The sequence below is a fragment of the Burkholderia pyrrocinia genome (genome assembly GCF_003330765.1).
GTDB lineage: Bacteria > Pseudomonadota > Gammaproteobacteria > Burkholderiales > Burkholderiaceae > Burkholderia > Burkholderia pyrrocinia_B.
This window is the reverse complement of the sequence record NZ_CP024902.1, coordinates 602,099-624,552: the sequence shown is the minus strand read 5'-3', so window position 1 is coordinate 624,552 and position 22,454 is coordinate 602,099. Positions and strand designations below refer to the sequence as shown.

At 65.2% G+C, this 22,454-nt stretch carries 23 protein-coding genes; 14 read left to right on the top strand and 9 right to left on the bottom strand.

From position 1 onward, the window contains the following. Window positions 1-35: 35 nt before the first annotated feature. From CUJ89_RS02965 to CUJ89_RS02920, 10 genes are all read left to right on the top strand, one after another. Window positions 36-680 carry a UDP-N-acetylmuramate--alanine ligase gene (locus CUJ89_RS02965; RefSeq protein ID WP_114176058.1) on the top strand — a complete coding sequence of 215 codons (645 nt, stop codon included), beginning with the start codon at window positions 36-38 and terminating at the stop codon, window positions 678-680. A 7-nt stretch (window positions 681-687) separates the two neighbouring features. Continuing rightward, window positions 688-1,239 (top strand): TlpA family protein disulfide reductase, encoded by a 552-nt coding sequence (locus CUJ89_RS02960; protein WP_114176057.1) that lies wholly within the window; start codon window positions 688-690, stop codon window positions 1,237-1,239. Window positions 1,240-1,433: 194 nt separating this feature from the next. Beyond that, complete coding sequence (gene aroQ / locus CUJ89_RS02955; RefSeq protein ID WP_011350880.1) at window positions 1,434-1,886, top strand: type II 3-dehydroquinate dehydratase; 453 nt, start codon at window positions 1,434-1,436, stop codon at window positions 1,884-1,886. A 66-nt stretch (window positions 1,887-1,952) separates the two neighbouring features. Then, complete coding sequence (gene accB / locus CUJ89_RS02950) at window positions 1,953-2,426, top strand: acetyl-CoA carboxylase biotin carboxyl carrier protein (protein WP_114176055.1); 474 nt, start codon at window positions 1,953-1,955, stop codon at window positions 2,424-2,426. 84 nt (window positions 2,427-2,510) lie between these two features. Then, complete coding sequence (accC, locus tag CUJ89_RS02945) at window positions 2,511-3,878, top strand: acetyl-CoA carboxylase biotin carboxylase subunit (RefSeq protein ID WP_114176053.1); 1,368 nt, start codon at window positions 2,511-2,513, stop codon at window positions 3,876-3,878. Window positions 3,879-3,880: 2 nt separating this feature from the next. Next, on the top strand, window positions 3,881-4,780 hold the full coding sequence (gene prmA, locus CUJ89_RS02940) for a 50S ribosomal protein L11 methyltransferase (RefSeq protein ID WP_114176052.1): 900 nt from the start codon (window positions 3,881-3,883) through the stop codon (window positions 4,778-4,780). A gap of 45 nt (window positions 4,781-4,825) precedes the next feature. Then, window positions 4,826-6,154 (top strand): zinc-ribbon and DUF3426 domain-containing protein, encoded by a 1,329-nt coding sequence (locus tag CUJ89_RS02935; RefSeq protein ID WP_114176050.1) that lies wholly within the window; start codon window positions 4,826-4,828, stop codon window positions 6,152-6,154. A 73-nt stretch (window positions 6,155-6,227) separates the two neighbouring features. Next, window positions 6,228-6,731 carry a thiol peroxidase gene (gene tpx / locus CUJ89_RS02930; RefSeq protein ID WP_114176049.1) on the top strand — a complete coding sequence of 168 codons (504 nt, stop codon included), beginning with the start codon at window positions 6,228-6,230 and terminating at the stop codon, window positions 6,729-6,731. A 97-nt stretch (window positions 6,732-6,828) separates the two neighbouring features. After that, on the top strand, window positions 6,829-7,767 hold the full coding sequence (locus CUJ89_RS02925; RefSeq protein WP_114176048.1) for a carbohydrate kinase family protein: 939 nt from the start codon (window positions 6,829-6,831) through the stop codon (window positions 7,765-7,767). Between the two features lie 19 nt (window positions 7,768-7,786). Next, entirely contained in the window at window positions 7,787-8,260 is a 474-nt protein-coding gene (locus tag CUJ89_RS02920; protein WP_114176046.1) for a glycine zipper 2TM domain-containing protein, read from the top strand. A gap of 225 nt (window positions 8,261-8,485) precedes the next feature. Here the strand turns inward: CUJ89_RS02920 and CUJ89_RS02915 are convergent, their stop codons facing one another. From CUJ89_RS02915 to CUJ89_RS02875, 7 genes are all read right to left on the bottom strand, one after another. Further along, complete coding sequence (locus CUJ89_RS02915) at window positions 8,486-9,136, bottom strand: histone H1-like DNA-binding protein (RefSeq protein WP_114176044.1); 651 nt, start codon at window positions 9,134-9,136, stop codon at window positions 8,486-8,488. A gap of 28 nt (window positions 9,137-9,164) precedes the next feature. After that, the gene (locus tag CUJ89_RS02910) at window positions 9,165-9,491 is read right to left on the bottom strand and encodes a hypothetical protein (RefSeq protein ID WP_080971037.1); all 327 of its coding nucleotides are present in this window, start codon (window positions 9,489-9,491) and stop codon (window positions 9,165-9,167) included. 82 nt (window positions 9,492-9,573) lie between these two features. Continuing rightward, window positions 9,574-10,785, bottom strand: coding sequence for a ribonucleotide-diphosphate reductase subunit beta (locus CUJ89_RS02905; RefSeq protein ID WP_047899748.1), 1,212 nt, complete (start codon window positions 10,783-10,785; stop codon window positions 9,574-9,576). Between the two features lie 363 nt (window positions 10,786-11,148). Beyond that, window positions 11,149-14,154, bottom strand: coding sequence for a ribonucleoside-diphosphate reductase subunit alpha (locus CUJ89_RS02895; protein WP_114176041.1), 3,006 nt, complete (start codon window positions 14,152-14,154; stop codon window positions 11,149-11,151). A 451-nt stretch (window positions 14,155-14,605) separates the two neighbouring features. Further along, complete coding sequence (ampD, locus tag CUJ89_RS02885; protein WP_114176038.1) at window positions 14,606-15,196, bottom strand: 1,6-anhydro-N-acetylmuramyl-L-alanine amidase AmpD; 591 nt, start codon at window positions 15,194-15,196, stop codon at window positions 14,606-14,608. Beyond that, window positions 15,193-15,510 carry a PP0621 family protein gene (locus CUJ89_RS02880; protein ID WP_114176036.1) on the bottom strand — a complete coding sequence of 106 codons (318 nt, stop codon included), beginning with the start codon at window positions 15,508-15,510 and terminating at the stop codon, window positions 15,193-15,195. The genes ampD and CUJ89_RS02880 overlap by 4 nt, the downstream gene beginning before the upstream one ends. A 13-nt stretch (window positions 15,511-15,523) precedes the next feature. After that, window positions 15,524-16,417, bottom strand: a complete 894-nt coding sequence (locus CUJ89_RS02875) for an inner membrane protein YpjD (protein WP_114176035.1) — start codon at window positions 16,415-16,417, stop codon at window positions 15,524-15,526. A gap of 89 nt (window positions 16,418-16,506) precedes the next feature. Here CUJ89_RS02875 and ffh point away from each other — a divergent pair, with 89 nt between their 5' ends. Continuing rightward, window positions 16,507-17,874 (top strand): signal recognition particle protein, encoded by a 1,368-nt coding sequence (ffh, locus tag CUJ89_RS02870; RefSeq protein WP_114176034.1) that lies wholly within the window; start codon window positions 16,507-16,509, stop codon window positions 17,872-17,874. A gap of 94 nt (window positions 17,875-17,968) precedes the next feature. Further along, entirely contained in the window at window positions 17,969-18,520 is a 552-nt protein-coding gene (locus tag CUJ89_RS02865) for a hypoxanthine-guanine phosphoribosyltransferase (RefSeq protein ID WP_114176033.1), read from the top strand. Window positions 18,521-18,604: 84 nt separating this feature from the next. Here CUJ89_RS02865 and CUJ89_RS02860 read toward each other — a convergent pair whose 3' ends face one another. Beyond that, window positions 18,605-19,207: a MarC family protein gene (locus tag CUJ89_RS02860; protein ID WP_114176031.1), complete on the bottom strand. Its 603-nt coding sequence runs from the start codon at window positions 19,205-19,207 to the stop codon at window positions 18,605-18,607. A 21-nt stretch (window positions 19,208-19,228) separates the two neighbouring features. Next, window positions 19,229-20,965 (bottom strand): proline--tRNA ligase, encoded by a 1,737-nt coding sequence (locus tag CUJ89_RS02855; protein WP_114176030.1) that lies wholly within the window; start codon window positions 20,963-20,965, stop codon window positions 19,229-19,231. A gap of 217 nt (window positions 20,966-21,182) precedes the next feature. Here CUJ89_RS02855 and CUJ89_RS02845 point away from each other — a divergent pair, with 217 nt between their 5' ends. Further along, window positions 21,183-21,830, top strand: coding sequence for an RNA pyrophosphohydrolase (locus CUJ89_RS02845; RefSeq protein WP_114176027.1), 648 nt, complete (start codon window positions 21,183-21,185; stop codon window positions 21,828-21,830). A 13-nt stretch (window positions 21,831-21,843) separates the two neighbouring features. Continuing rightward, window positions 21,844-22,452, top strand: a complete 609-nt coding sequence (locus CUJ89_RS02840; protein ID WP_114176026.1) for a CNP1-like family protein — start codon at window positions 21,844-21,846, stop codon at window positions 22,450-22,452. Window positions 22,453-22,454: the final 2 nt, after the last annotated feature.

Genomic DNA, 22,454 nt, shown 5'->3' with positions numbered 1-22,454 from the left:
CGGGTGCTGCGGCGATCGAGTATGATTGCCGGATCATGTCTCGCAAACCTCTTGTCGACCCGCGGCGCGTCCGCGAGGAAATCGCCCAGTCCGCCGCCCGCCTGATCGCGGAGGACGGCCTGGACTACGCCGGCGCGAAACGCAAGGCCGCGCGCCAGTTGCTGGGCGATTCGCGCATTGCCGGCGAATGGTTGCCGGATAACGACCAGATCGAGGAAGAATTGCGCGAATACCTCGCACTCTTCCAGAGCGACACTCAGCCGGATGAACTGCGCCGGCTGCGCGAGATCGCGCTCGACTGGATGCGCCGGCTCGCCGAGTTCCATCCGTATGTAACGGGCGCTGTGCTGAACGGCACCGCGAACGCACATTCGGACATCTATTTGCAGGCATTCACCGACAACCCGAAGGACGTCTCGATCTACCTGCTGAACCAGAACGTCCAGTACGACGTATCCGAGACGCGGCACTTCGCGGGCCGCGGCGACGTCGAGACGCTCAGCTTCCTGTGGCGCCCGCGGCGCGACGTCGACGCGATCGGCATCCACCTCGCACTCTATGCGAGCGACGACCTGCGCGGCGCGGTCAAGGCCGACGCGCGCGGCCGTGTCGCCCGCGCGGATGCCGCCGCGCTGCGCGCGCTCGTCGAAGCAGGCAAAGCCCCTTCCGAACCGGAATGATTCAACGATGATGATGAAACGCATGTTGGCGCTCGCGGTGATCGCGGCCGCCGCCGTTGCCGGCGGGATCGCCGCCGGCCATTGGTTCCGCGGCAGCGGCGACGACGGCGTCGCCGTCGCCGCGCCCGCCGCACAGGGCAGCCCGGTCGAGCAGCTGTGGGCATCGTCGCTGACGGGTGTCGACGGCAAGCCGGCCACACTGGCCGCCTTCAAGGGCCAGAAGGTCGTCGTCAATTTCTGGGCATCCTGGTGCGGCCCGTGCGTCGAAGAGATGCCCGAGCTCGTCGCGCTGTCACACCAGTACAAGCAGAAAGGCATCCGTTTCATCGGGATCGGCGTCGATTCCGAACAGAACGTGAAGAACTTTCTGCAGAAAGTGAAGGTCGACTATCCGGTCTTCGTTAGCGGTTATGCGGGCGCCGATCTGGCCCGTAATTTCGGAAATACCGCCGGCGCGTTGCCGTTTACAGTCGTCATCGACGAAACCGGCAAGATCCGCGAGACAAAATTGGGACAAATCCAGCCGGCCGAGCTGAAAAAGACGCTCGACGCGCTGTAACCGTCCCGAACAGCAGCCCGCACGTTGGCGGCGATTTGTAGGTCGATCGCCGCAATTTCGCGTGAATTCGCCGATACTTTGCGTCCACACCGGTAATTCTTGCAGGTCCGACTCGCTCGGCCGTTCGGCAAAACTAGACAAATTTCTCTAAATAGCGCTAAAGTTCGCGCAATTCCGCAGAAATAGAAGCGACCATGACACGATTGCTGGTGCTGCACGGCCCCAACCTGAACCTTCTCGGCACCCGGGAACCGGAGGTGTACGGCCGCGTCACGCTGGCGCAGATCGATCAGGCGCTTGCCGCGCGCGCCCGGGAAGCCGGCGCCGAACTGTCGTCGTTCCAGAGCAACCACGAAGGCGCGCTCGTCGACCGCATCCAGGCCGCGCGGGAGGAACAGACCGATTTCATCCTGATCAATCCGGCCGCGTATACGCACACGAGCGTCGCGATCCGGGACGCGATCGCCGGCGTTGGCATCCCGTTCGTCGAGGTTCACCTGTCGAACGTGCATCGCCGCGAAGCGTTCAGGCACCACTCCTACTTTTCCGACCAGGCCGAAGGCGTGATCTGCGGGCTCGGCTGGAAAGGTTATCTGTACGCGCTCGAGTACGCGCTGGACAAGCTGCAAGGCACGTCGCGCGGCTGATTTCGCGATCTAGATTCAGCGCCGGCTCCTAACCGGCGCTTTCACGTATTGAAAGGGGAATTCCCGATGGATCTTCGTAAGCTGAAAACTCTGATCGACCTCGTTTCCGAATCCGGCATCTCCGAGCTGGAAGTGACGGAAGGCGAAGGCAAGGTGCGCATCGTCAAGAACGCGCCGCCGATCTACGTGCAGCCGACGGCTGGGTATGCCCCGCAGATGAGCGCGCCGGTTCCTTCGGTCGCGCTGCCGACCGAAGGTGCTGCCGCATCGGCAGCAGGCGCAGCTGCCGCGCCCGCCGTCCCGCAGGGCCACATCGTGACGTCGCCGATGGTCGGCACGTTCTATCGCGCACCGTCGCCGGGCGCGGACCCGTTCGTCCAGGTCGGCGACACGGTCAAGGAAGGCCAGACGATCTGCATCATCGAAGCGATGAAGCTGCTCAACGAGATCGAGTCGGACAAGGCCGGCGTAATCAAGGAAATCCTCGTCGAGAACGGCCAGGCCGTCGAATACGGCCAGCCGCTTTTCGTGATCGGCTAAGCCCGCCGCGCGGCCAGCCGGCCGCGCGCCGCCGATGCTCGCCAGGCGCCGTTCGCGCGCCCCTCGAAGAGACGAATACTCGCTATGTTTGAAAAAATCCTCATTGCCAACCGCGGTGAAATCGCGCTGCGCATCCAGCGCGCGTGCCGCGAGCTCGGCGTCAAGACGGTGGTCGTCTACTCGGAAGCCGACAAGGAAGCCAAGTACGTGCGCCTCGCGGACGAAGCCGTCTGTATCGGCCCGGCCCCGTCGAACCTGAGCTACCTGAACATGCCGGCGCTGATCAGCGCCGCGGAAGTCACCGATGCCGAGGCGATCCACCCCGGCTACGGCTTCCTGTCGGAAAACGCCGATTTCGCGGAACGCGTCGAGCAGTCGGGCTTCACGTTCATCGGCCCGCGCCCGGAAACGATCCGCATGATGGGCGACAAGGTCACCGCGAAGCAGACGATGATCAAGACCGGCGTGCCGTGCGTGCCGGGTTCGGAAGGCGCGTTGCCGGACGATCCGAAGGAGATCGTGAAGATTGCGCGCACGATCGGCTATCCGGTCATCATCAAGGCCGCTGGCGGCGGCGGCGGTCGCGGGATGCGCGTCGTGCACACGGAGGCCGCGCTCGTCAACGCGGTCAACATGACCCGCGAGGAAGCCGGCCGTGCGTTCGGCAACCCGCAGGTGTACATGGAGAAGTTCCTCGAGAACCCGCGCCACATCGAAATCCAGGTGCTGTCCGACGCACACAAGAACGCGATCTGGCTCGGCGAGCGCGACTGTTCGATGCAGCGCCGCCACCAGAAGGTGATCGAGGAAGCACCGGCGCCCGGCATTCCGCGCCGCCTGATCGATCGCATCGGCGACCGCTGCGCGGACGCGTGCAAGAAGATGGGCTACCTCGGCGCGGGCACGTTCGAATTCCTGTACGAGAACAACGAGTTCTACTTCATCGAGATGAACACGCGCGTGCAGGTCGAGCACCCGGTGTCGGAGATGATCACGGGCGTCGACATCGTGCAGGAACAGATCCGCATCGCGGCCGGCGAAAAGCTCACGCTGCGCCAGCGCGACATCCAGTTCCGCGGGCACGCAATCGAATGCCGGATCAACGCCGAAGATCCGTTCAAGTTCACGCCGTCGCCGGGCCGGATCACGTCGTGGCATACGCCGGGCGGCCCCGGCGTGCGCGTCGACTCGCACGCCTACAATGGCTATTTCGTGCCGCCGAACTATGATTCGATGATCGGCAAGCTGATCACCTACGGCGCGACGCGCGAGCAGGCGATCAGCCGGATGCGCATCGCGCTGTCGGAAATGGTCGTCGAAGGCATCCAGACCAACATCCCGCTGCACCGCGAGCTGATGATCGACTCGAAGTTCGTCGAAGGCGGCACCAGCATCCACTACCTCGAAAACCGGCTCGCGCAGAAGCTGCAGGTCGCACCGGAAGAAGCGTAAGCATGAGCTATCGCGAACTCGTCGTCGAACTGGCCCGTGAGCATGCGGAGGCACTGTCCGACGCGCTGCTCGAACTCGGCGCGCTGTCGGTGTCCGTCGAGGACGCCGACGCCGACACGCCCGACGAACAGCCGCTCTTCGGCGAGCCGGGCCTCGTGCCCGATCGCACCGCGTGGCAGCACTCGCGCGTGGTCGCGCTGCTGTCGGCCGACCATGAGCCGGCCGTGCTGCTCGCGGCGGCCGCGAACGAGATCGGCGTCGCCACGCCGACGTTCACCGTCCGCGAAGTCGAGGAACAGGACTGGGTGCGGCTCACGCAATCGCAGTTCGAGCCGATCCCGATCGGCGAGCGGATCTGGGTCGTGCCGTCGTGGCACGATGCACCCGACCCCGATGCGCTCATACTCGAACTCGACCCCGGCCTCGCCTTCGGCACCGGTAGCCACCCGACCACGCGCCTTTGCATGGAATGGCTCGAACAGTCGGTGAAGCCTGGCCAGTCGGTGCTCGACTACGGCTGCGGCTCGGGCATTCTCGCGATCCTCGCGAAGAAATGCGGGGCGAACCCCGTCATCGGCATCGACATCGATCCGCAGGCGGTCGAATCGGCGCGGCAGAACAGCGAACGCAACCGTGCGGAAGTCACGTACGGATTGCCCGATGCGTGCCCGGACGGCGAATTCGATATCGTCGTCGCGAACATCCTGTCGAACCCGCTGAAGCTGATGGCGTCGATGCTCGCATCGAAGGTCAAACCGGGCGGGCGCATCGCGCTGTCGGGCGTGCTCGCGCGCCAGGCGGACGAAGTCGCGGCCGTCTACGCGCGCTACGTCGACATCTCGGTCTGGCGCGAACACGAAGGTTGGGTATGCCTCGCCGGAACCCGGCGGGAAAGCCATTAGAATAGCGCTGTCCTTCACTCTGGCCAGCAGGCCGCCCGGCTCGACATGCTTCTTGCGACGCGCTGCCCTCATTGCGAAACCGTCTTCCGGCTGCAGCAGGAACAGCTCTCGCTGCACGAAGGGCTCGTGCGCTGCGGGCATTGCCACGAAGTCTTCAACGCGTCCGAATCGCTCGTTCCCGAGCACGCGCCGCAGCCGGGACCGGCATTGACCGAACCGGCTGCCGCACCGGACGACGGCGATGCGCACCATCAGGCCCCACCTGCACGGCTGTTCGCCGCCGACGCACCGGCCGGGCCGCCGTCCGACACCGATTACAAGCCGGAAGGCTGGGACATGTGGGCGCCGTGGCTCGACGCCGGTGTCGATCCGTCGCTGCAGCACAGCGTGCAGACCGTGCGCACCGAGCCGCTGGTGCCGCTCGCGCTCCCGTCCACGGAAGCCGGCGTCGTTCACCTGTCGGGTACGCCCGCGCCGTTCGCGCCCTCCCCGGCCGAGCTGGACCCATCCACCGCCGTCGCGCAACCGGCCGAATCGCATTCGACGCAGACGCAGCAGGACACCGAAGCATCGCCCGCGCCCATCGAGCGCGATCCGCGTGAGCCCCGCTTCGTCGCCCACGTGCCGTCGGACACAGAAGAACCCGTCGGCAATGCGCACTTCGCCGTGCCGGACGACGAGCGCGCGCCGCGCGAACCGCGTTTTGCGTTCGCGCCGGCGCCGGCCGTAACCGAAGTCGGAGCCGAAGCCGAACCCGCCGCCGGCGTCACCCGGCACGACAAGACGCCGGCCGCGGCCGTCGACGAACCGACCGCACCGTTCCCGGCCGCGCTGACCGACGACGCTCGACCGCCCTTCGCCGTCACGCACGAGACGCGCGAGACTCAGCAGCGCGGGATGCTCGGCGGCTTTTTCGGCGGCCTCGTCGCCACCGTGCTGGCCGTGCTGCTCGTCGCCCAACTCGCATGGTGGCAGCGCGAAACGCTGATGATCTACTGGCCCGTCACGCAGGGCTGGTTCCGGCAAGCCTGCGCGCCGCTCGGCTGCACGGTCGCACCGCCGCGCGCGATCGACGGCCTGCGGCTCGATGCGACCGACCTGCGTCAGCTCGACGGCCCGCGCGAGCTCGAACTGAAGGTGCCGCTGACGAACCGCTACCGCGTCGCGCTCGCGTACCCGTCGCTCGAACTCACGCTGCTCGACGACACCAATCACGTGACCGTGCGCCGCGTGCTCGCGCCGCGCGATTACGTGCGCCCGGGCACGCCGATCGACGCCGGGCTGCCGCCCGGCACGACGCAGACGATGGTCGTCCGCCTCGAAACGAACGGCACGCCCGCCTCGAATTTCCGCGTCCAGATCTTCTATCCGTGACGCGCCGCGGCGCGCGCTCGCGCGCCCGTCTCAACCCGCGCGCCTGAGCGGCGCGCTATTTCGGAGCACGAACATGAGCAAAGTTACGCTGGGTGGCAACCCGATCGATCTCGCCGGCACGTTCCCGGCCGTCGGCGCGCAAGCCGCCGATTTCAAGCTGGTCGGCAAGGACCTCGCCGATCTGTCGCTCGCCAGCTTCGCCGGCAAGCGCAAGGTACTGAACATCGTGCCGAGCCTCGACACGCCGACCTGCGCGACGTCGACCCGCAAGTTCAACGAAGCCGCGTCGTCGCTCGACAACACGGTCGTGGTCGTCGTGTCCGCCGACCTGCCGTTCGCCGCCACGCGCTTCTGCACGACCGAAGGCCTCGCGAACGTCGTGACGGCTTCGACGTTCCGCAGCGGCCGCGCCTTCGCGAACGCCTACGGCGTCGACGTGACGAGCGGCCCGCTGAACGGCCTGACCGCACGTGCCGTCGTCGTGCTGGACGCGCAGGACAAGGTGATCCACGCGGAACTCGTCGGCGAGATCAAGGACGAGCCGAACTACGACGCCGCGCTCGCCGCACTGAAGTAACCCGCTGCCGCCCGGCCCTGCCGCGCGAGGCCCGACAGGCCATCCGCGCGCCGGCCGGGCGGCCGCTTCCCTTTGCTCTCTACAAGGAACGCACGCCTTGACTACGCTGATTTGCGGCTCGCTCGCCTACGACAACATCATGACCTTCGAAGGTCGGTTCCGCGAGCACATCCTGCCCGACCAGGTTCACCTTCTCAACGTGAGCTTCCTCGTGCCGACGATGCGACGCGAATTCGGCGGTTGCGCGGGGAACATCGCTTACGCGCTGCACATGCTCGGTGGCGACGCGCGCATCATGGCGACGGTCGGCGCGAACGACGCGGACCGCTATCTCGAGCGCCTCGACAGCCTCGGCCTGTCGAAGGCAAGCGTGCGCGTGGTGCCCGATACGCACACCGCGCAGGCGATGATCACGACCGATCTCGACAACAACCAGATCACCGCATTCCACCCGGGCGCGATGATGCAGTCGCACCTGAACCGCGCGGACGAAGTCGCGGGCGTGAAGCTCGGCATCGTCGCGCCGGACGGCTTTGACGGGATGGTCCAGCACGCCGAACAATTCGCGAAGGCCGGCATCCCGTTCGTCTTCGATCCGGGCCAGGGCTTGCCGCTGTTCGACGGTGCGACGCTGCGCCGCATCATTGAACTCGCGACATTCGTCGCGGTCAACGACTACGAAGGCAAGCTCGTCAGCGACAAGACGGGCTGGTCCGAACAGGAAATCGCCAGCCGGGTTCAGGCGTTGATCATCACGCGCGGCGAGCACGGCTCAACTATTCTTCACAAAAACGGCGAAGAACAGATTCCCGTCGTGGGTGCCGAGCGCGTCGTCGATCCGACCGGCTGCGGCGATGCCTTCCGGGGCGGCCTGCTGTACGGCATCGAGAATGGCCTCGACTGGGCAACCACGGGCCGCCTCGCGAGCCTGATGGGCTCGCTCAAGATCGCCCACCAGGGGCCCCAGACTTACGTACTGACGCGCGCCGAAATCGATGCGCGCTTCGAGACTGCATTCGGTTACAGTCTCAAATGAATATTGTGGGAGAGCAAAGATGTTGACGAAAAAAACCCTCACGCTCGCGGCCATGCTGACGGCCACGCTGCCCCTCGCCGGCTGCTTCACGGCACCCGGTTCGGCGGATGTCTATAGCGGCGGCCAGGTGCAGCGCGAACAGACGGTCCGCATGGGCACGGTCGAAAGCGTCCGTGCGGTGCGCATCCAGTCCGACGGCGGCGGCAGCGCGATCGGCACGCTCGGCGGCGGCGCACTCGGCGCGGTGGCAGGCAGCGCGATCGGCGGCGGCAAGGGATCGATCCTGACGGCGATCGCCGGCGGTCTCGTCGGCGCGGTCGCGGGCAACGCAGTCGGCGAAAACCTCAGCACGGCGAACGGTGTCGAAATCACCGTGCGCCTCGACAACGGCGATCTGCGCTCGATCACGCAGGCAGCAAGCGGCGAAGCGTTCCGCGCCGGCGAGCGTGTACGACTGCTGTCGAGCGGCGGCGTCACGCGCGTCACGCATTAACCGGGTACCTCAGCACGCGGCGCAAGCCGCGGTCGAACGCATGTGCGAAGCTTGCACATGCGTTTTTTTTCGTCCGCACGCGCCGCGGCCGGCACATGGGCGCGCCTGGGTGAAGCGCGGACGAAAAAAATCCCGCCACCTGAGCCAGATGGCGGGACTGATTGAGTAGCGCTACTCAACCCACGGACACCACTTGAGTGCCCGGGTGGTACTGCTCAGCCGCGATTACGGACGGCTGCCGGTCGGGAACGGCCATGCCGCTGCCGGGTTGAGCGCGGTCTTCGCGCCCGATGCCGGCGCAACCGATGCGGTCGACGCGGTCGTTGCCGGTGCAGCCTTCTTCACGACGGCCTTCTTCGGTGCAGCAGCCTTCTTCGCCGGAGCAGCAGCCTTCTTCGCAGGGGCAGCCTTCTTGGCGGGCGCAGCCTTCTTCGCCGCAGCCTTCTTGGCAGGCGCAGCCTTCTTGGCAGCAGCCTTCTTCGCCGGCGCGGCCTTCTTCGCAGCAGCCTTCTTCGCCGGTGCCGCCTTCTTCGCAGCAACCTTCTTCACTGCAACCTTCTTGGCTGCAACCTTCTTCGCAGCGGCCTTCTTCGCCGGCGCTGCCTTCTTCGCAGCAACCTTCTTCACCGCGACTTTCTTCGCTGCGACCTTCTTGGCTGCAACCTTCTTCGTTGCGACCTTCTTTGCCGCGACCTTCTTGGCAGCGGCCTTCTTCGCCGGTGCTGCCTTCTTCGCGGCAACCTTCTTCACCGCGACCTTCTTCGCAGCAACCTTCTTCACCGCAGCAGCCTTCTTCGCCGGAGCGGCAGCCTTCTTCGCAACGGTCTTCTTGGCAGCAACCTTCTTAGCAGCCGGTTTCTTCTTGGCAGTAGCCATGTTGTTCTCCTTCAGGTTCAGATGAGAGTCAGTTCAAACTACACCCTTCGTCAAAACCCGCTTCCCGCGGACGCTGTTCAGGACGTGCGCTTCGAAGCGGGCTATTCATCGGCGTACGCGGATACCACGCGCTTACGCTAATGAATACGGTATGGCGCGCGTGACCACCCGGCCTCGCGCGCCAAATCAAGTCGGTAGCCGGCGCACCGCGCGCCGCTACCCCTAATCGCTTGATCAAGCGGACCGCCACACGGCCGTCCGCTTTATCCGGAGGGAAGTTTGCCCATCCCACTGAAGGGTTCGCAAAGTGCCGGTCGTATCGTTGGGCCGTTAAGGCACCGGGCATGCTTTGCATCAGGCGTTCTTGCTCCTAAACCTTGGGCCGGGGCCGAGAGGCCACCGGCTGCTCCATCGTGTAACGGGTTCGCTGCTGCGGGTTATTCCCAGGACAGCGCGCCCCCCGTCTGATACTCGATCACACGCGTCTCGAAGAAATTGCGTTCCTTCTTCAGGTCGATCATCTCGCTCATCCACGGGAACGGGTTTTCCTCGTTCGGATACAGCGGGTCGAGGCCGATCTGCTGGCAACGGCGGTTGCTGATGAAGCGCAGATAGCTCTTGAACATCGACGCGTTCAAACCCAGCACGCCGCGCGGCATCGTGTCCTCGGCGTAGCGGTATTCGAGTTCGACAGCCTGCTTGAACAGCTCGCGGATCTCGGCGCGGAATTCCGCGGTCCAGAGATGCGGGTTCTCGAGCTTGATCTGGTTGATCAGGTCGATGCCGAAGTTGCAGTGCATCGACTCGTCGCGCAGGATGTACTGATATTGCTCTGCAGCACCCGTCATCTTGTTCTGGCGGCCGAGCGCGAGAATCTGCGTGAACCCGACATAGAAGAACAGGCCTTCCATGATGCAGGCGAACACGATCAGCGACTTCAGCAGCTTCTGATCCGCTTCGAGCGTGCCGGTCTTGAAGGCCGGGTCCGTCAGCGTGTGGATGAACGGGATCAGGAATTCGTCCTTCGCGCGGATCGACGTGACCTCGTGGTACGCGTTGAAGATCTCGCCTTCGTCGAGACCGAGCGATTCGACAATGTATTGGTACGCGTGCGTGTGGATCGCCTCTTCGAACGCCTGGCGCAGCAGGAACTGCCGGCACTCGGGCGCCGTGATGTGGCGGTACGTGCCGAGCACGATGTTGTTCGCCGCGAGCGAATCGGCCGTCACGAAGAAGCCGAGGTTGCGCTTCACGATGCGGCGCTCGTCCTCGGTCAGACCGTTCGGGTCCTTCCACAGTGCGATGTCGCGGGACATGTTGATTTCCTGCGGCATCCAGTGGTTCGCGCAACCGGCCAGATACTTTTCCCACGCCCACTTGTACTTGAACGGCACCAGCTGATTGACGTCAGTCTGGCCGTTGATGATGCGCTTGTCGGCGACATTGACCCGCGCTTCCGAACCGCCGGCGGGAACAGCCGATGCTTGCGGCGGCACCGCAAGATCGCCTTCGAAAATGTCGCGGACCTGATGGGCGGCAGGCGACGCGGCCTGCATTCCGACAGCCACTCCGGCGGGGGCGCGCATCGCGTTGTGCTGCGCTCCGCTCGCGGGAGTTACGGCAGTCTTCTCGTCATCCCAGTTGAGCATAAATTCTCACCATCAATTTAGAACGGTTTGTACCATCTTTTCTTGAGCGATAAAAGGGTTCGCTCACGAAAAATCCTTTTTTCGATTCGCGTTGCGACCTCGATACAACACTTTGAGCAACGCATCGTCGTTCATGCAGAGCGCGACGTGTGTCGTGCATGGTTCGCGAGGTGCGCTCGACGCATCGAACGCTGATCGAAACGCGACGCTGTCGGGGATGTTTCGATCGCTTGTCACTGCCTGCAACGCAGGTGCCGCGTTACAGATTCCTTATCATTTTTTTAGTTGAGAGCGGCGCACACTTCAACCTCGATCGATCGTCGTGTGCGCCGCCCGAACCTTCCTCGGGTCAGGCGCGTTGCGTTACTGACACGCTTCGCACTCGTCGAAGCCCGCATCGCCCGGACGCATCGTGCACACCGGACCGTCGGCCTCGACCGGCGCGAGTGCCGGCGCTGCATTGATCGCGCCCGACGACGCATCGCCGCCTGCCGCACCGAAACCGCCTGCAGCGCCTTGCGCGCCGCCGCTGCTCGAACCGCCGCTACCCGAACCGCCCGTCGGCACTGCGTTCAGCGCGCCGTGTGCGACCGTCGACTTCTCGACGTGCGTCGCCGCCATCGTGCGGAGGTAGTAGGTCGTCTTCAGGCCGCGCAGCCATGCGAGCTTGTAGACCTCGTCGAGCTTCTTGCCCGACGCGCCGCCCATGTAGATGTTCAGCGACTGCGCCTGGTCGATCCACTTCTGGCGACGCGATGCCGCTTCGACCAGCCACGTCGGATCGACTTCGAACGCGGTCGCGTAGATCGCGCGCAGGTCGGCCGGGATGCGGTCGATGCGCGACAGCATGCCGTCGAAGTACTTCAGGTCGGAGACCATCACTTCGTCCCACAGGCCGCGTTCCTTCAGGTCGCGAACGAGGAACTCGTTCACCACCGTGAATTCGCCCGACAGGTTCGACTTCACGTACAGGTTCTGGAAGGTCGGCTCGATGCACGCCGACACGCCGATGATGTTCGAGATCGTCGCCGTCGGCGCGATCGCGACGCAGTTCGAGTTGCGCATCCCGTGCACGGCGATCCGCGAACGCAGCGACGTCCAGTCGAGCGATTCGGACGTGTCGACTTCGACGTAGCCGCCGCGCGCGTCGGCCAGCAGCTTCAGCGTGTCCTGCGGGAGGATGCCGCGATCCCACAGCGAGCCGCGGTAGCTCGAGTAGCGGCCGCGCTCCTCGGCCAGTTCGGTCGACGCGTGGTACGCGTAGTAGCAGACGGCTTCCATCGAACGGTCGGCGAACTCGACGGCCGCTTCCGACGCGTACGGCGTGCGCAGCAGGTGCAGGCAGTCCTGGAAGCCCATGATGCCCATCCCGACCGGGCGGTGCTTCAGGTTCGAGTTACGCGCCTTCGGCACCGCGTAGTAGTTGATGTCGATCACGTTGTCGAGCATCCGCATCGCGACGCTGATCGTGCGCTTCAGCTTGTCGTGGTCGAGCGCGTAGCTACCGTCGGCCTGCTTCACCAGGTGGGCGACGAGGTTCACCGAGCCGAGGTTGCACACCGCGATTTCGGTGTCGCTCGTGTTCAGCGTGATTTCCGTGCACAGGTTCGACGAGTGGACGACGCCGACGTGCTGCTGCGGCGAGCGGATGTTGCACGGATCCTTGAACGTGATCCACGGGTGGCCGGTTTCGAACAGCATGCCGAGCATCTTGCGCCACAGCTGCGCCGCCGGGATCTTCTTGAACAGCTTGATCTCGCCGCGCGCGACCTTGTCTTCGTAAGCCGTGTAAGCCGCCTCGAACTCCGCGCCGAACTTGTCGTGCAGGTCCGGGCAGGTCGACGGCGAGAACAGCGTCCAGTCGCCGCCTTCCATCACGCGCTTCATGAACAGGTCGGGAATCCAGTTCGCCGTGTTCATGTCGTGCGTACGGCGGCGGTCGTCACCCGTGTTCTTGCGCAGCTCGAGGAACTCCTCGATGTCGAGGTGCCACGATTCGAGGTACGCGCAGACCGCGCCCTTGCGCTTGCCGCCCTGGTTGACCGCGACGGCCGTGTCGTTGACGACCTTCAGGAACGGGACCACGCCTTGCGACTTGCCGTTCGTGCCCTTGATATGCGAGCCGAGTGCGCGCACGCGCGTCCAGTCGTTGCCGAGACCGCCGGCGAACTTCGACAGCAGCGCGTTTTCCTTCAGCGCTTCATAGATGCCGTCGAGATCGTCCGCGACCGTCGTCAGGTAGCACGACGACAGCTGCGAGCGGTGGGTGCCCGAGTTGAACAGCGTCGGCGTCGAGCTCATGAAGTCGAAGCTCGACAGCACGTTGTAGAACTCGATCGCGCGCGTTTCGCGGTCGATCTCGTTCAGCGACAGGCCCATCGCGACGCGCATGAAGAATGCCTGCGGCATTTCGATGCGGGTACCCTCGACGTGCAGGAAGTAGCGGTCATACAGCGTCTGCAGGCCGAGGTAGCCGAACTGCAGGTCGCGGTTCGCGTCGAGCGCTTCACCGAGGCGCTTCAGGTCGAACTGCAGCAGCTTGTCATCGAGCAGGCCGGCGTCGACGCCGCGCTTCAGGAACTGCGGGAAGTATTCCGCGTAGCGGGCCGACATCTCGGACTGGACCACTTCCTCGCCGAGGATCTCGCGACGGATCGTGTGCAGCAGGATGCGGGCCGTGACCTGGCTGTATGCCGGATCCTTCTCGATCATCGTGCGCGCAGCGAGGATCGCCGAATCGTAGACCTGGCTCATCGGCACGCCGTCGTACAGGTTCTTCACCGTCTCCGCGACGATCGGGTCAGGGTTAACCGCAGCGCCGAGGCCGTCGCACGACGACACGATCAGCGTGCGCAGCGCGTTCATGTCGAGCGGACGCGAAACGCCGTTGTCAACGACGTTGATGCCGGTGTTCGACTCGCCGCCCGCCGCCGCTGCTTCCTCGCCCGCATGCTGGCGCTCGAGGTGACGCTTCTCGCGATACAACACGTACGCACGCGCGACGTTGTGCTCGCCGCCACGCATCAGCGCGAGTTCGACCTGGTCCTGGATGTCTTCGATATGGAACGTACCGCCGTTCGGGCGGCTGCGCACGAGCGCGCGCACGACGCTGTGCGTCAGTTGTTCGACCTGCTCGCGCACGCGCGCCGATGCCGCGCCCTGCCCGCCGTTGACGGCCAGGAAAGCCTTGGTCACCGCGATCGCGATCTTCGAAGGCTCGAACGACACCACGCTGCCGTTGCGGCGGATCACCTTGTAGTCGGCGAACGTGGCCTGCGGCGCAAGCGCCTGCGTGCCCTGTCCGGTCCCGCCGAGCGGACGGCTCGAGGCGCTCTCGTACTGGGACGTCGCGTTGTCGGTGGTTTGCATGTGCAAAGCTCCTGGTGTTGGATGGTGCGGAGAGAACCGCGGATTAAAACGAACGCTGCGCAACGTGGTGCGCGAGCGGTAAGAAGCGAGCGATGCGTCGGGGAAGCCGGTTCGTTCGATGCGCGACAACCGATCCGGTCGTGTGCTTCGTCATGTGTACCCTGCCCCGTCGAAGTTCGCTGCGCTGATCGCGACGCCCGGACCGCCCGGCCCGACGCACCGCCCTGAGAACCCTGTCCGCCGGCGTTGCCCGCCGGCCGGTGCCGCTCGGGTTTCCCCTGCGGCACACACTATATCTAGTACAGAACTGCTCAACTGGCACCAAGTATAGTGGACATTCGGACGACGTCCAAACGGATAATTTGCGATGAAGGTCTTGACATCGCTCACGCGCCGACACGACAAGGCATTGGTCGGAGAAAAAACTTTCCCCGGTCAAAAAACCCCGCGATCAGTGCTGACGGAAAGGAAAGTATTCGGCGGAAAAGCCGGCATCGCTCGCGAAGCGTTGCCAATCGAAATGCGGGCCCGGGTCGGTCTTGCGGCCCGGCGCGACGTCCGAGTGCCCAGCGAATGCGTCGACCGGGTAGCGCGCGGCGAGCGCGCGCGAGAGTGCGGCGAGCATCGCGTATTGCGCGTCGTCGAACGGCACGTCGTCCGCGCCTTCGAGCTCGATGCCGATCGAGAAGTCGTTGCAGCGCGGCCGGCCGAAGAACGCGGACGAGCCCGCATGCCACGCGCGCTCGTCGCACGACACGAACTGCACGAGTTCGCCGCCGCGGCGGATCAGGAAGTGCGCGGACACGCGCACGCCGCGCAGGTGGCTCTGGTAATAGGGGTGCGCATCGCAGTCGAGACGATTCAGGAACAGTGCCTCGATCGCATCACCGCCGAATTCGCCGGGCGGCAGGCTGATGTTGTGGACGACCACGAGCGTCGGCACCGCAGCCGCTGGCCGCGCCTCGAAGTTCGGCGACGGCGCATGGCGTGCTTCGCACACCCAGCCGTTCGCGTCGACCGACAGCAACGACGCGTCGCTCATCGTGCGTCGTGACCGCTCGCGCGCGCTGCGTGGCGCTGTGCGTGCTCGGCGCTGCAGAAGTATTCGCCGCTCGCGACGACGGCGTCGCCCTTCGGCGCATGCACGCCGCATTCGGCGCAGCGCACCATCGGCTCGGGCAGCGACCGCGTGCCGCCGTTCGGGCGCGCAGTGCCGGCGCCACCGGAGCCGGGAGCGCCGTCGTAACCGGCGCCGCGGCCAGTGCGCGCCTGCGCGTGCTCCTGGGCCTGGCGCAGCTTGCGCGCGATCCACGAACCCGCGAAGAAGAGAAGAATCAGGAGAAGAATCTGTCGCATCGGAAACCTGCGGTCAAACTACGGAACGGTGCAGCAGCACCTCGAAAACGAACCGGCTGCCGACATATGCGAGCAACAGCGCGGCGAACGACACGAGCACCCAGCGCGCGGCGCCGCGCCCGCGCCAGCCCGACGTCTTGCGGGCGACCAGCAGGCCGCCGAACATCAGCCACGACAGGATCGCGAACACGGTCTTGTGGTCGAGCCGCAGCGCGCGCGCGTCGACCTGCTCGCTGAACAGGATGCCCGACGCGAGCGTCAGCGTAAGCAGCACGAAGCCGGCGCCGATCAGGCGGAACAGCAGCTTCTCGAGCGTCAGCAGCGGCGGCAGCGTTTCGAGCCAGCTCGCGATCCAGCCCGTCGAGCCGTCGCGCCCGCCGTTGCGCAGCGACTGCAGGCGCCGCTCGACCATCAGCATCAGGACCGCGTGCAGCGCGGCGATCGCGAACAGGCCGTACGCGATGTTCGCAATCAGGAAGTGCAGCTTGAACAACGGCGCTGCGGCATAAGGAAGCACCCGCACGCCGCCGAACACGAGCGGCAGCAGCGATGCGCCGCACGCGAGCGGCAGCACCAGCAGGCGCAGGCTGTCGAGCGGGAAGAAGAAGCTCTCGATCCAGTAGATGCCGGCGCCGAGCCAGAACATCGCGGACAGCGCGAACGCGAAGCCGAACACCATCGCGTCGTGCGGGAAGATCGTCGTGTGGAGCAGCACGCCGTGCGCGACGAGCGCGGCGAACAGCAGCGCGCGGCCGGCCCCGCTCATCCCGGACGCGGCCGACGCGGGAACCGGCACGGCCGGCACGCTCGCGACGAGCGGCGTCGCGCCCTGGCGGTGCGTGCGCCAGCCTGCGACGGCGAGGCCGCCGTACAGGAATGCGGTGAGGGCATACAGTACAATATCCATGTTCGAAGTTTACACTAGGCCCCCTTCCCGCGACGGCTCCCTTTGTTCGGCTCCGCCGCGCCTTCGGGCCCCACTGTCCATCGCTCCCCATGCTCGACAATCTCACTCAACGGATGGCCCGCGTCGTCAAGACGCTGCGCGGCGAGGCCCGGCTCACCGAGGCGAACACGCAGGAGATGCTCCGCGAGGTGCGTCTCGCGCTGCTGGAGGCCGACGTCTCGCTGCCGGTCGTCCGCGAATTCATCGCCAAGGTCAAGGAAAAGGCGCTCGGCGAAGAAGTGATCAGCAGCCTGTCGCCGGGTCAGGCGCTCGTCGGCGTGGTCCAGAAGGAACTGACCGCCGTGATCGGCGGCGACTACGAAGGCAAGGCCGCCGAGCTGAACCTCGCGGTCACCCCGCCCGCCGTGATCCTGATGGCCGGCCTGCAGGGCGCGGGCAAGACCACGACCGTCGGCAAGCTCGCGAAGCTGCTGCGCGAGAAGTACAAGAAGAAAGTGCTGACCGTGTCGTGCGACGTGTATCGCCCGGCCGCAATCATGCAGCTGAAAACGGTGAGCGAACAGGTCGGCGCCGACTTCTTCCCGTCCACGCCGGACCAGAAGCCCGTCGACATCGCGGTCGCGGCCGTCGACTGGGCGAAACGCCACTACCATGACGTGCTGATCGTCGATACGGCCGGCCGCCTCGGCATCGACGAGGCGATGATGCAGGAAATCGCCGCGCTGCACGATACGCTGAAGCCGGCCGAAACGCTGTTCGTCGTCGACGCGATGCTCGGCCAGGACGCGGTCAACACCGCGAAGGCGTTCAACGACACGCTGCCGCTCACGGGCGTCGTGCTGACCAAGCTCGACGGCGATTCGCGCGGCGGCGCCGCGCTGTCGGTGCGTCACATCACGGGCAAGCCGATCAAGTTCGTCGGCGTCGCCGAGAAGCTCGACGGCCTCGAGGTGTTCCACCCCGACCGGATGGCGAACCGGATCCTCGGCATGGGCGACATCCTCGCGCTCGTCGAGGAGGCGCAGCGCGGTGTCGACGTGCAGGCTGCACAAAAGCTCGCCGACAAGGTCAAGAAAGGCGGCGACTTCGACCTGAACGATTTCCGCGCGCAGATCTCGCAGATGAAGAACATGGGCGGCCTGTCGTCGCTGATGGACAAGCTGCCCGCGCAATTCCAGCAGGCGGCGGCCGGCGCCGACATGGGCCAGGCCGAAAAGCAGATCCGCCGGATGGAAGGCATCATCAGCTCGATGACGCCCGCCGAGCGCGCGAAACCCGAGATCATCAAGGCGACGCGCAAGCGCCGCATTGCGGCCGGCGCGGGCGTGCCGGTGCAGGAAGTCAACCGGATGCTGAACCAGTACGACCAGATGCGTACGATGATGAAGAAGTTGAAGGGCGGCAACATGCAGAAGATGATGCGCGGCCTGAAGGGCGTGATGCCCGGCATGCGCTGATTCCGCCCGTCGGCCGGCGCGCGGGTTTTTGCTGTAGCGCGCGCCGTCCGTTCTGCTTCATTCTTATTTGTATACCGACTGCCCGCCAGAACACATGAACCGCGAAGAAGCCCTCCACATTTTCGACCACTCCGAAGAGATCGTCTCGGCCGACGCCGTCAACGCGTCGATCTCCAGGATGGCCGACGCGATCCGCGCCGAGATTGGCGACGCGTTCCCGCTCGTACTCTCGGTGATGGGCGGCGCCGCGGTGTTTACCGGGATGCTGCTGCCGCATCTCGATTTCCCGCTGGAATTCGACTACATCCACCTGACCCGCTACCGCAACACGACGCAGGGCAGCCCGGAAATGCACTGGCGCGTCGCGCCGCGCGAATCGGTGAAGAACCGGATCGTGCTCGTGCTCGACGACATCCTCGACGAAGGCGAGACGATGGCCGCGATCCGCGACCGCATCCTCGACATGGGTGCGCAGCGTTTCATGTCGGCCGTGCTGTGCGAGAAGACGCTCGCGAAGACGAAACCGCTGCACCCCGACTTCTGCGGCTTCTCGGTGCCGGACCGCTATGTGTTCGGCTGCGGGATGGATGCGAAGGGCTACTGGCGCAACCTGCCGACGATCCGCGCGCTGACCACGAACGTCTGACCGCGCTGCCCGCCAGATATAAATAGAAAGCGGCGCTCCGGTTTCCCGGAGCGCCGCTCTTTTTTCGTGCGCGCGCCGCCCGCCCTATAACTGGTGCACGAACGCGCGGATGCCGGCCAGCAGCATCTCGACCGAGATCGCGACGAGCACGAGGCCCATCAGCCGCTCGAACGCCGCGACCGTCCGCTCGCCGAGCCACTGCTGGATCCGTTCGGCCAACACCAGCGTGATCGCGCAGACGATCATCGTGACCGTCAGCGCGCCGACCCACTCGAGCATCTTGCCCGGCGCCTGCGACGTCAGCAGCATCACCGTCGCGAGCGCAGACGGCCCGGCGAGAGCCGGAATCGCGAGCGGCACGATGAACGGTTCGCCGCCCGCGCGCGGATCGCTGCCGAGCGCGCCGTCCGGATGCGGAAAGATCATCCGCAGCGCGATCAGGAACAGCACGATCCCGCCGCCGAGCCGCAACGACAGGTCGGTGAGGCTCATCATCCGCAGGAAGCGGTCGCCGACCACCATGAAGAACAGCAGGATCACGAACGCGATCCCCACTTCACGCAGGATCAGCTTCACGCGCCGCTCGCGCGGCACTTCCCGCATCGCCGAAATGAACAGCGGGATATTGCCGAGCGGATCGGTGATCAGCACGAGGAGCACGGTGGCCGACAGGAACGTATATTCCATCGTGTCCCCCGGGCGCCGCGCTTAGTGCGCGAGCGCGGCGCGGATCTTCTCCGCGACCGTCGCCGCAGCCGCGTCGGCCGGCAGCAGCGTCGCTTCGGCGTCGCGGCGGCCCTGGTACTCGATCTTGCCTTCCTTCAGGCCGCGCTCGCCGATCACGAGGCGATGCGGCACGCCGATCAGTTCCCAGTCGGCGAACATCACGCCCGGGCGCTCGCCGCGGTCGTCGAGGATCACGTCGATGCCGGCCGCGGCGAGTTCCGCGTACAGCTTGTCGGCAGTCTCGCGCACCATCTCGCTGCGGTCATAGCCCATCGGGCACAGCACGACCTCGAACGGCGCGATCGATTCGGGCCAGATGATGCCCTTATCGTCGAAGTTCTGTTCGATCGCCGCGCCGAGAATGCGCGTGATGCCGACGCCGTAGCAGCCCATCAGCATCGGCTGCGGCTTGCCCGACTCGTCGAGGAACGTCGCGCCCATCGCTTCCGAATACTTGGTGCCGAGCTGGAACACGTGGCCGACCTCGATGCCGCGGCAGATGTCGATCACGCCCTTGCCGTCCGGCGACTGATCGCCCTTCTTCACGTTGCGCACGTCGGCGACGTCCGGCTCGGGCAGGTCGCGGCCCCAGTTCACGCCAGCGATGTGATAGTCGACTTCGTTCGCGCCGACGACGAAATCGCTCATGTTCGCGACCGTGCGGTCCGCAATCACCTTCACGGGCTTCTTCGTGCCGACCGGGCCGAGATAGCCCGGCGGCGTGCCGAACCACTCGACGATTTCCTGCTCGGTCGCGAAGCGGTGGTTCTGCAGGCCCGGCAGCTTCGACACCTTGATCTCGTTCAGGTCGTGGTCGCCGCGCAGCATCACGAGCCAGATGGTCGGCTCGGCGCCTTCGTTTTCGGTCGCGAGCACGATCGACTTGATCGTGCGCGCGAGCGGGATGGCCAGCAACTCGGCGACGGCTTCGCACTTCGCCTTGCCGGGCGTTGCGACCTTCTCCATTGCTTCGGCCGGCGCTGCGCGCTCGGCAACCAGCGGCAGCGCTTCGGCTGCCTCGATGTTCGCCGCGAACTCGGACGTCGGGCAGTAGGCGATCGCGTCCTCGCCGGTATCGGCGATCACGTGGAACTCATGCGAGAAGTTGCCGCCGATCGAGCCGCTGTCGGCCGCGACCGCACGGAATTCGAGGCCGAGGCGCGTGAAGATGCGCACGTACGCGTCGTACATCTTGCGATACGACTCGTTCAGGCCCGCCGCGTCCTTGTCGAACGAATACGCGTCCTTCATGATGAATTCGCGGCCGCGCATCACGCCGAAGCGCGGACGGATCTCGTCGCGGAACTTCGTCTGGATCTGGTAGAAGTTCACCGGCATCTGCCGGTAGCTCTTGATCTGGTTGCGCGCGATGTCGGTGACGACTTCCTCGTGCGTCGGCCCGATCACGAAATCGTTGTCCTTGCGGTCCTTGAAGCGCAGCAGTTCGGGGCCGTACTGTTCCCAGCGGCCCGACTCCTGCCACAGCTCGGCCGGCTGCACGGCCGGCATCAGCAGCTCGATGGCGCCCGCCCGGTTCATTTCCTCGCGCACGATCGCTTCGACCTTGCGAATCGAACGCAGACCGACCGGCAAGTAGTTATAGATGCCGCCGGCGACGCGACGGATCATGCCGGCGCGTACCATCAGCTTGTGGCTGACGATCTCTGCGTCGGCGGGTGCTTCTTTCAGGGTGCCGATAAAGAAACGGGAAGCTTTCATGCGGACGGTTCCAAAAACGGCGCCCCCAGGCGGGGCGCCCGAAAAAGTTTAAAGGTGAAAAGCTGCGCGCGACGAACGACGATGGCGCAGATGACGTAGCAGACCAATCAGGGACAATTCAACCGGCGCGCCCCGCGCGGATTCGCTCCGTCACGGTGCGCAGCGCCCGTTATCTGTTTATAATCAAAGCAATTTTAAAGGATTCGAAGGTGGTTGTATGCTGGATCGTGAAGGCTTTCGCCCGAACGTCGGCATCATCCTCTTGAACGCGCGCAACGAGGTGTTTTGGGGCAAGCGGCTCCGCGAGCACTCCTGGCAGTTTCCTCAAGGTGGGATCAAGTACGGCGAGACCCCCATGCAGGCAATGTACCGGGAACTGCACGAGGAAACCGGCCTGCATCCGGAACACGTCAAGGTAATCGGCCGCACTCGCGACTGGTTGCGTTACGAGGTGCCTGACAAGTTCATCAAACGCGAAGTACGCGGTCATTACCGCGGCCAGAAGCAGATCTGGTTCCTGCTGCGGATGGTTGGACGCGATTGCGACATTTGCTTGCGCGCGACCGATCACCCGGAGTTCGATGCGTGGCGCTGGAACGAGTACTGGGTGCCGCTCGATGCGGTGATCGAGTTCAAGCGGGATGTCTATCAGTTGGCGCTGACGGAACTGTCGCGCTTCCTGCGCCGCCCGGCGCAGCGAGCCGAAAAGCCGCGCGGGCCGCGTCTGTCGCGCTATCCGCGCGTCATTGGCGTACAGGCCCAGCAGACGTTAACGATTGTCGACACATCGGTAATCTGTTCGGAGATCGAAGTGGAAGCGGGCACGCTCGACGAGATGCCGCCCCGCGTGATCCTCGGCAAATGACGAGTCGGACTGCATGACCGGGCGCGACCTTGGTGTCGCGCCCTTTTTTTACGAGGAATGCATATTGAAAGCGATTGCTATCGCGCTCGCATCGATTGCCGCGGCCGCCACGCTGGCTGGTTGCGCGAATTCGAAGACGCCGACCAATAAGGATGACAGCGAGTTCGTGTATCTGCTGGACCGTCAGGGAACCTGGAAGGAAAACGCGGTCGATACGCTACCGCAGTTGCCGCAAACGGGCGACCTGCTGCCTTTCAACGTGTCACAGAACACGCCACTCAAGTTCTTCGTCGATGCGAAGTCGCTCGCGGTCGGCACCGATGGCGTCGTACGCTACGCCGTCGTCATCACGAGCCCGGCCGGCGCACGCAACGTGAACTACGAAGGCATCCGCTGCGACACCTACGAATGGCGCCAGTACGCCGGCCTGAATTCGGACCACGACGGCTGGGACCGCACGGTCGAGAACGACTGGCGGCGCATCGAGAACGGCGAGCTGAACGCCTACCACTCTGCGCTCTATCAGGACTACTTCTGCTCGAACAAGATGCCGCAGGGCTCGACCCAGCAGATCCTGGAGAACATCCGGTTTCACCGCACCGCGATGACGCAGTTGCGCTGAAG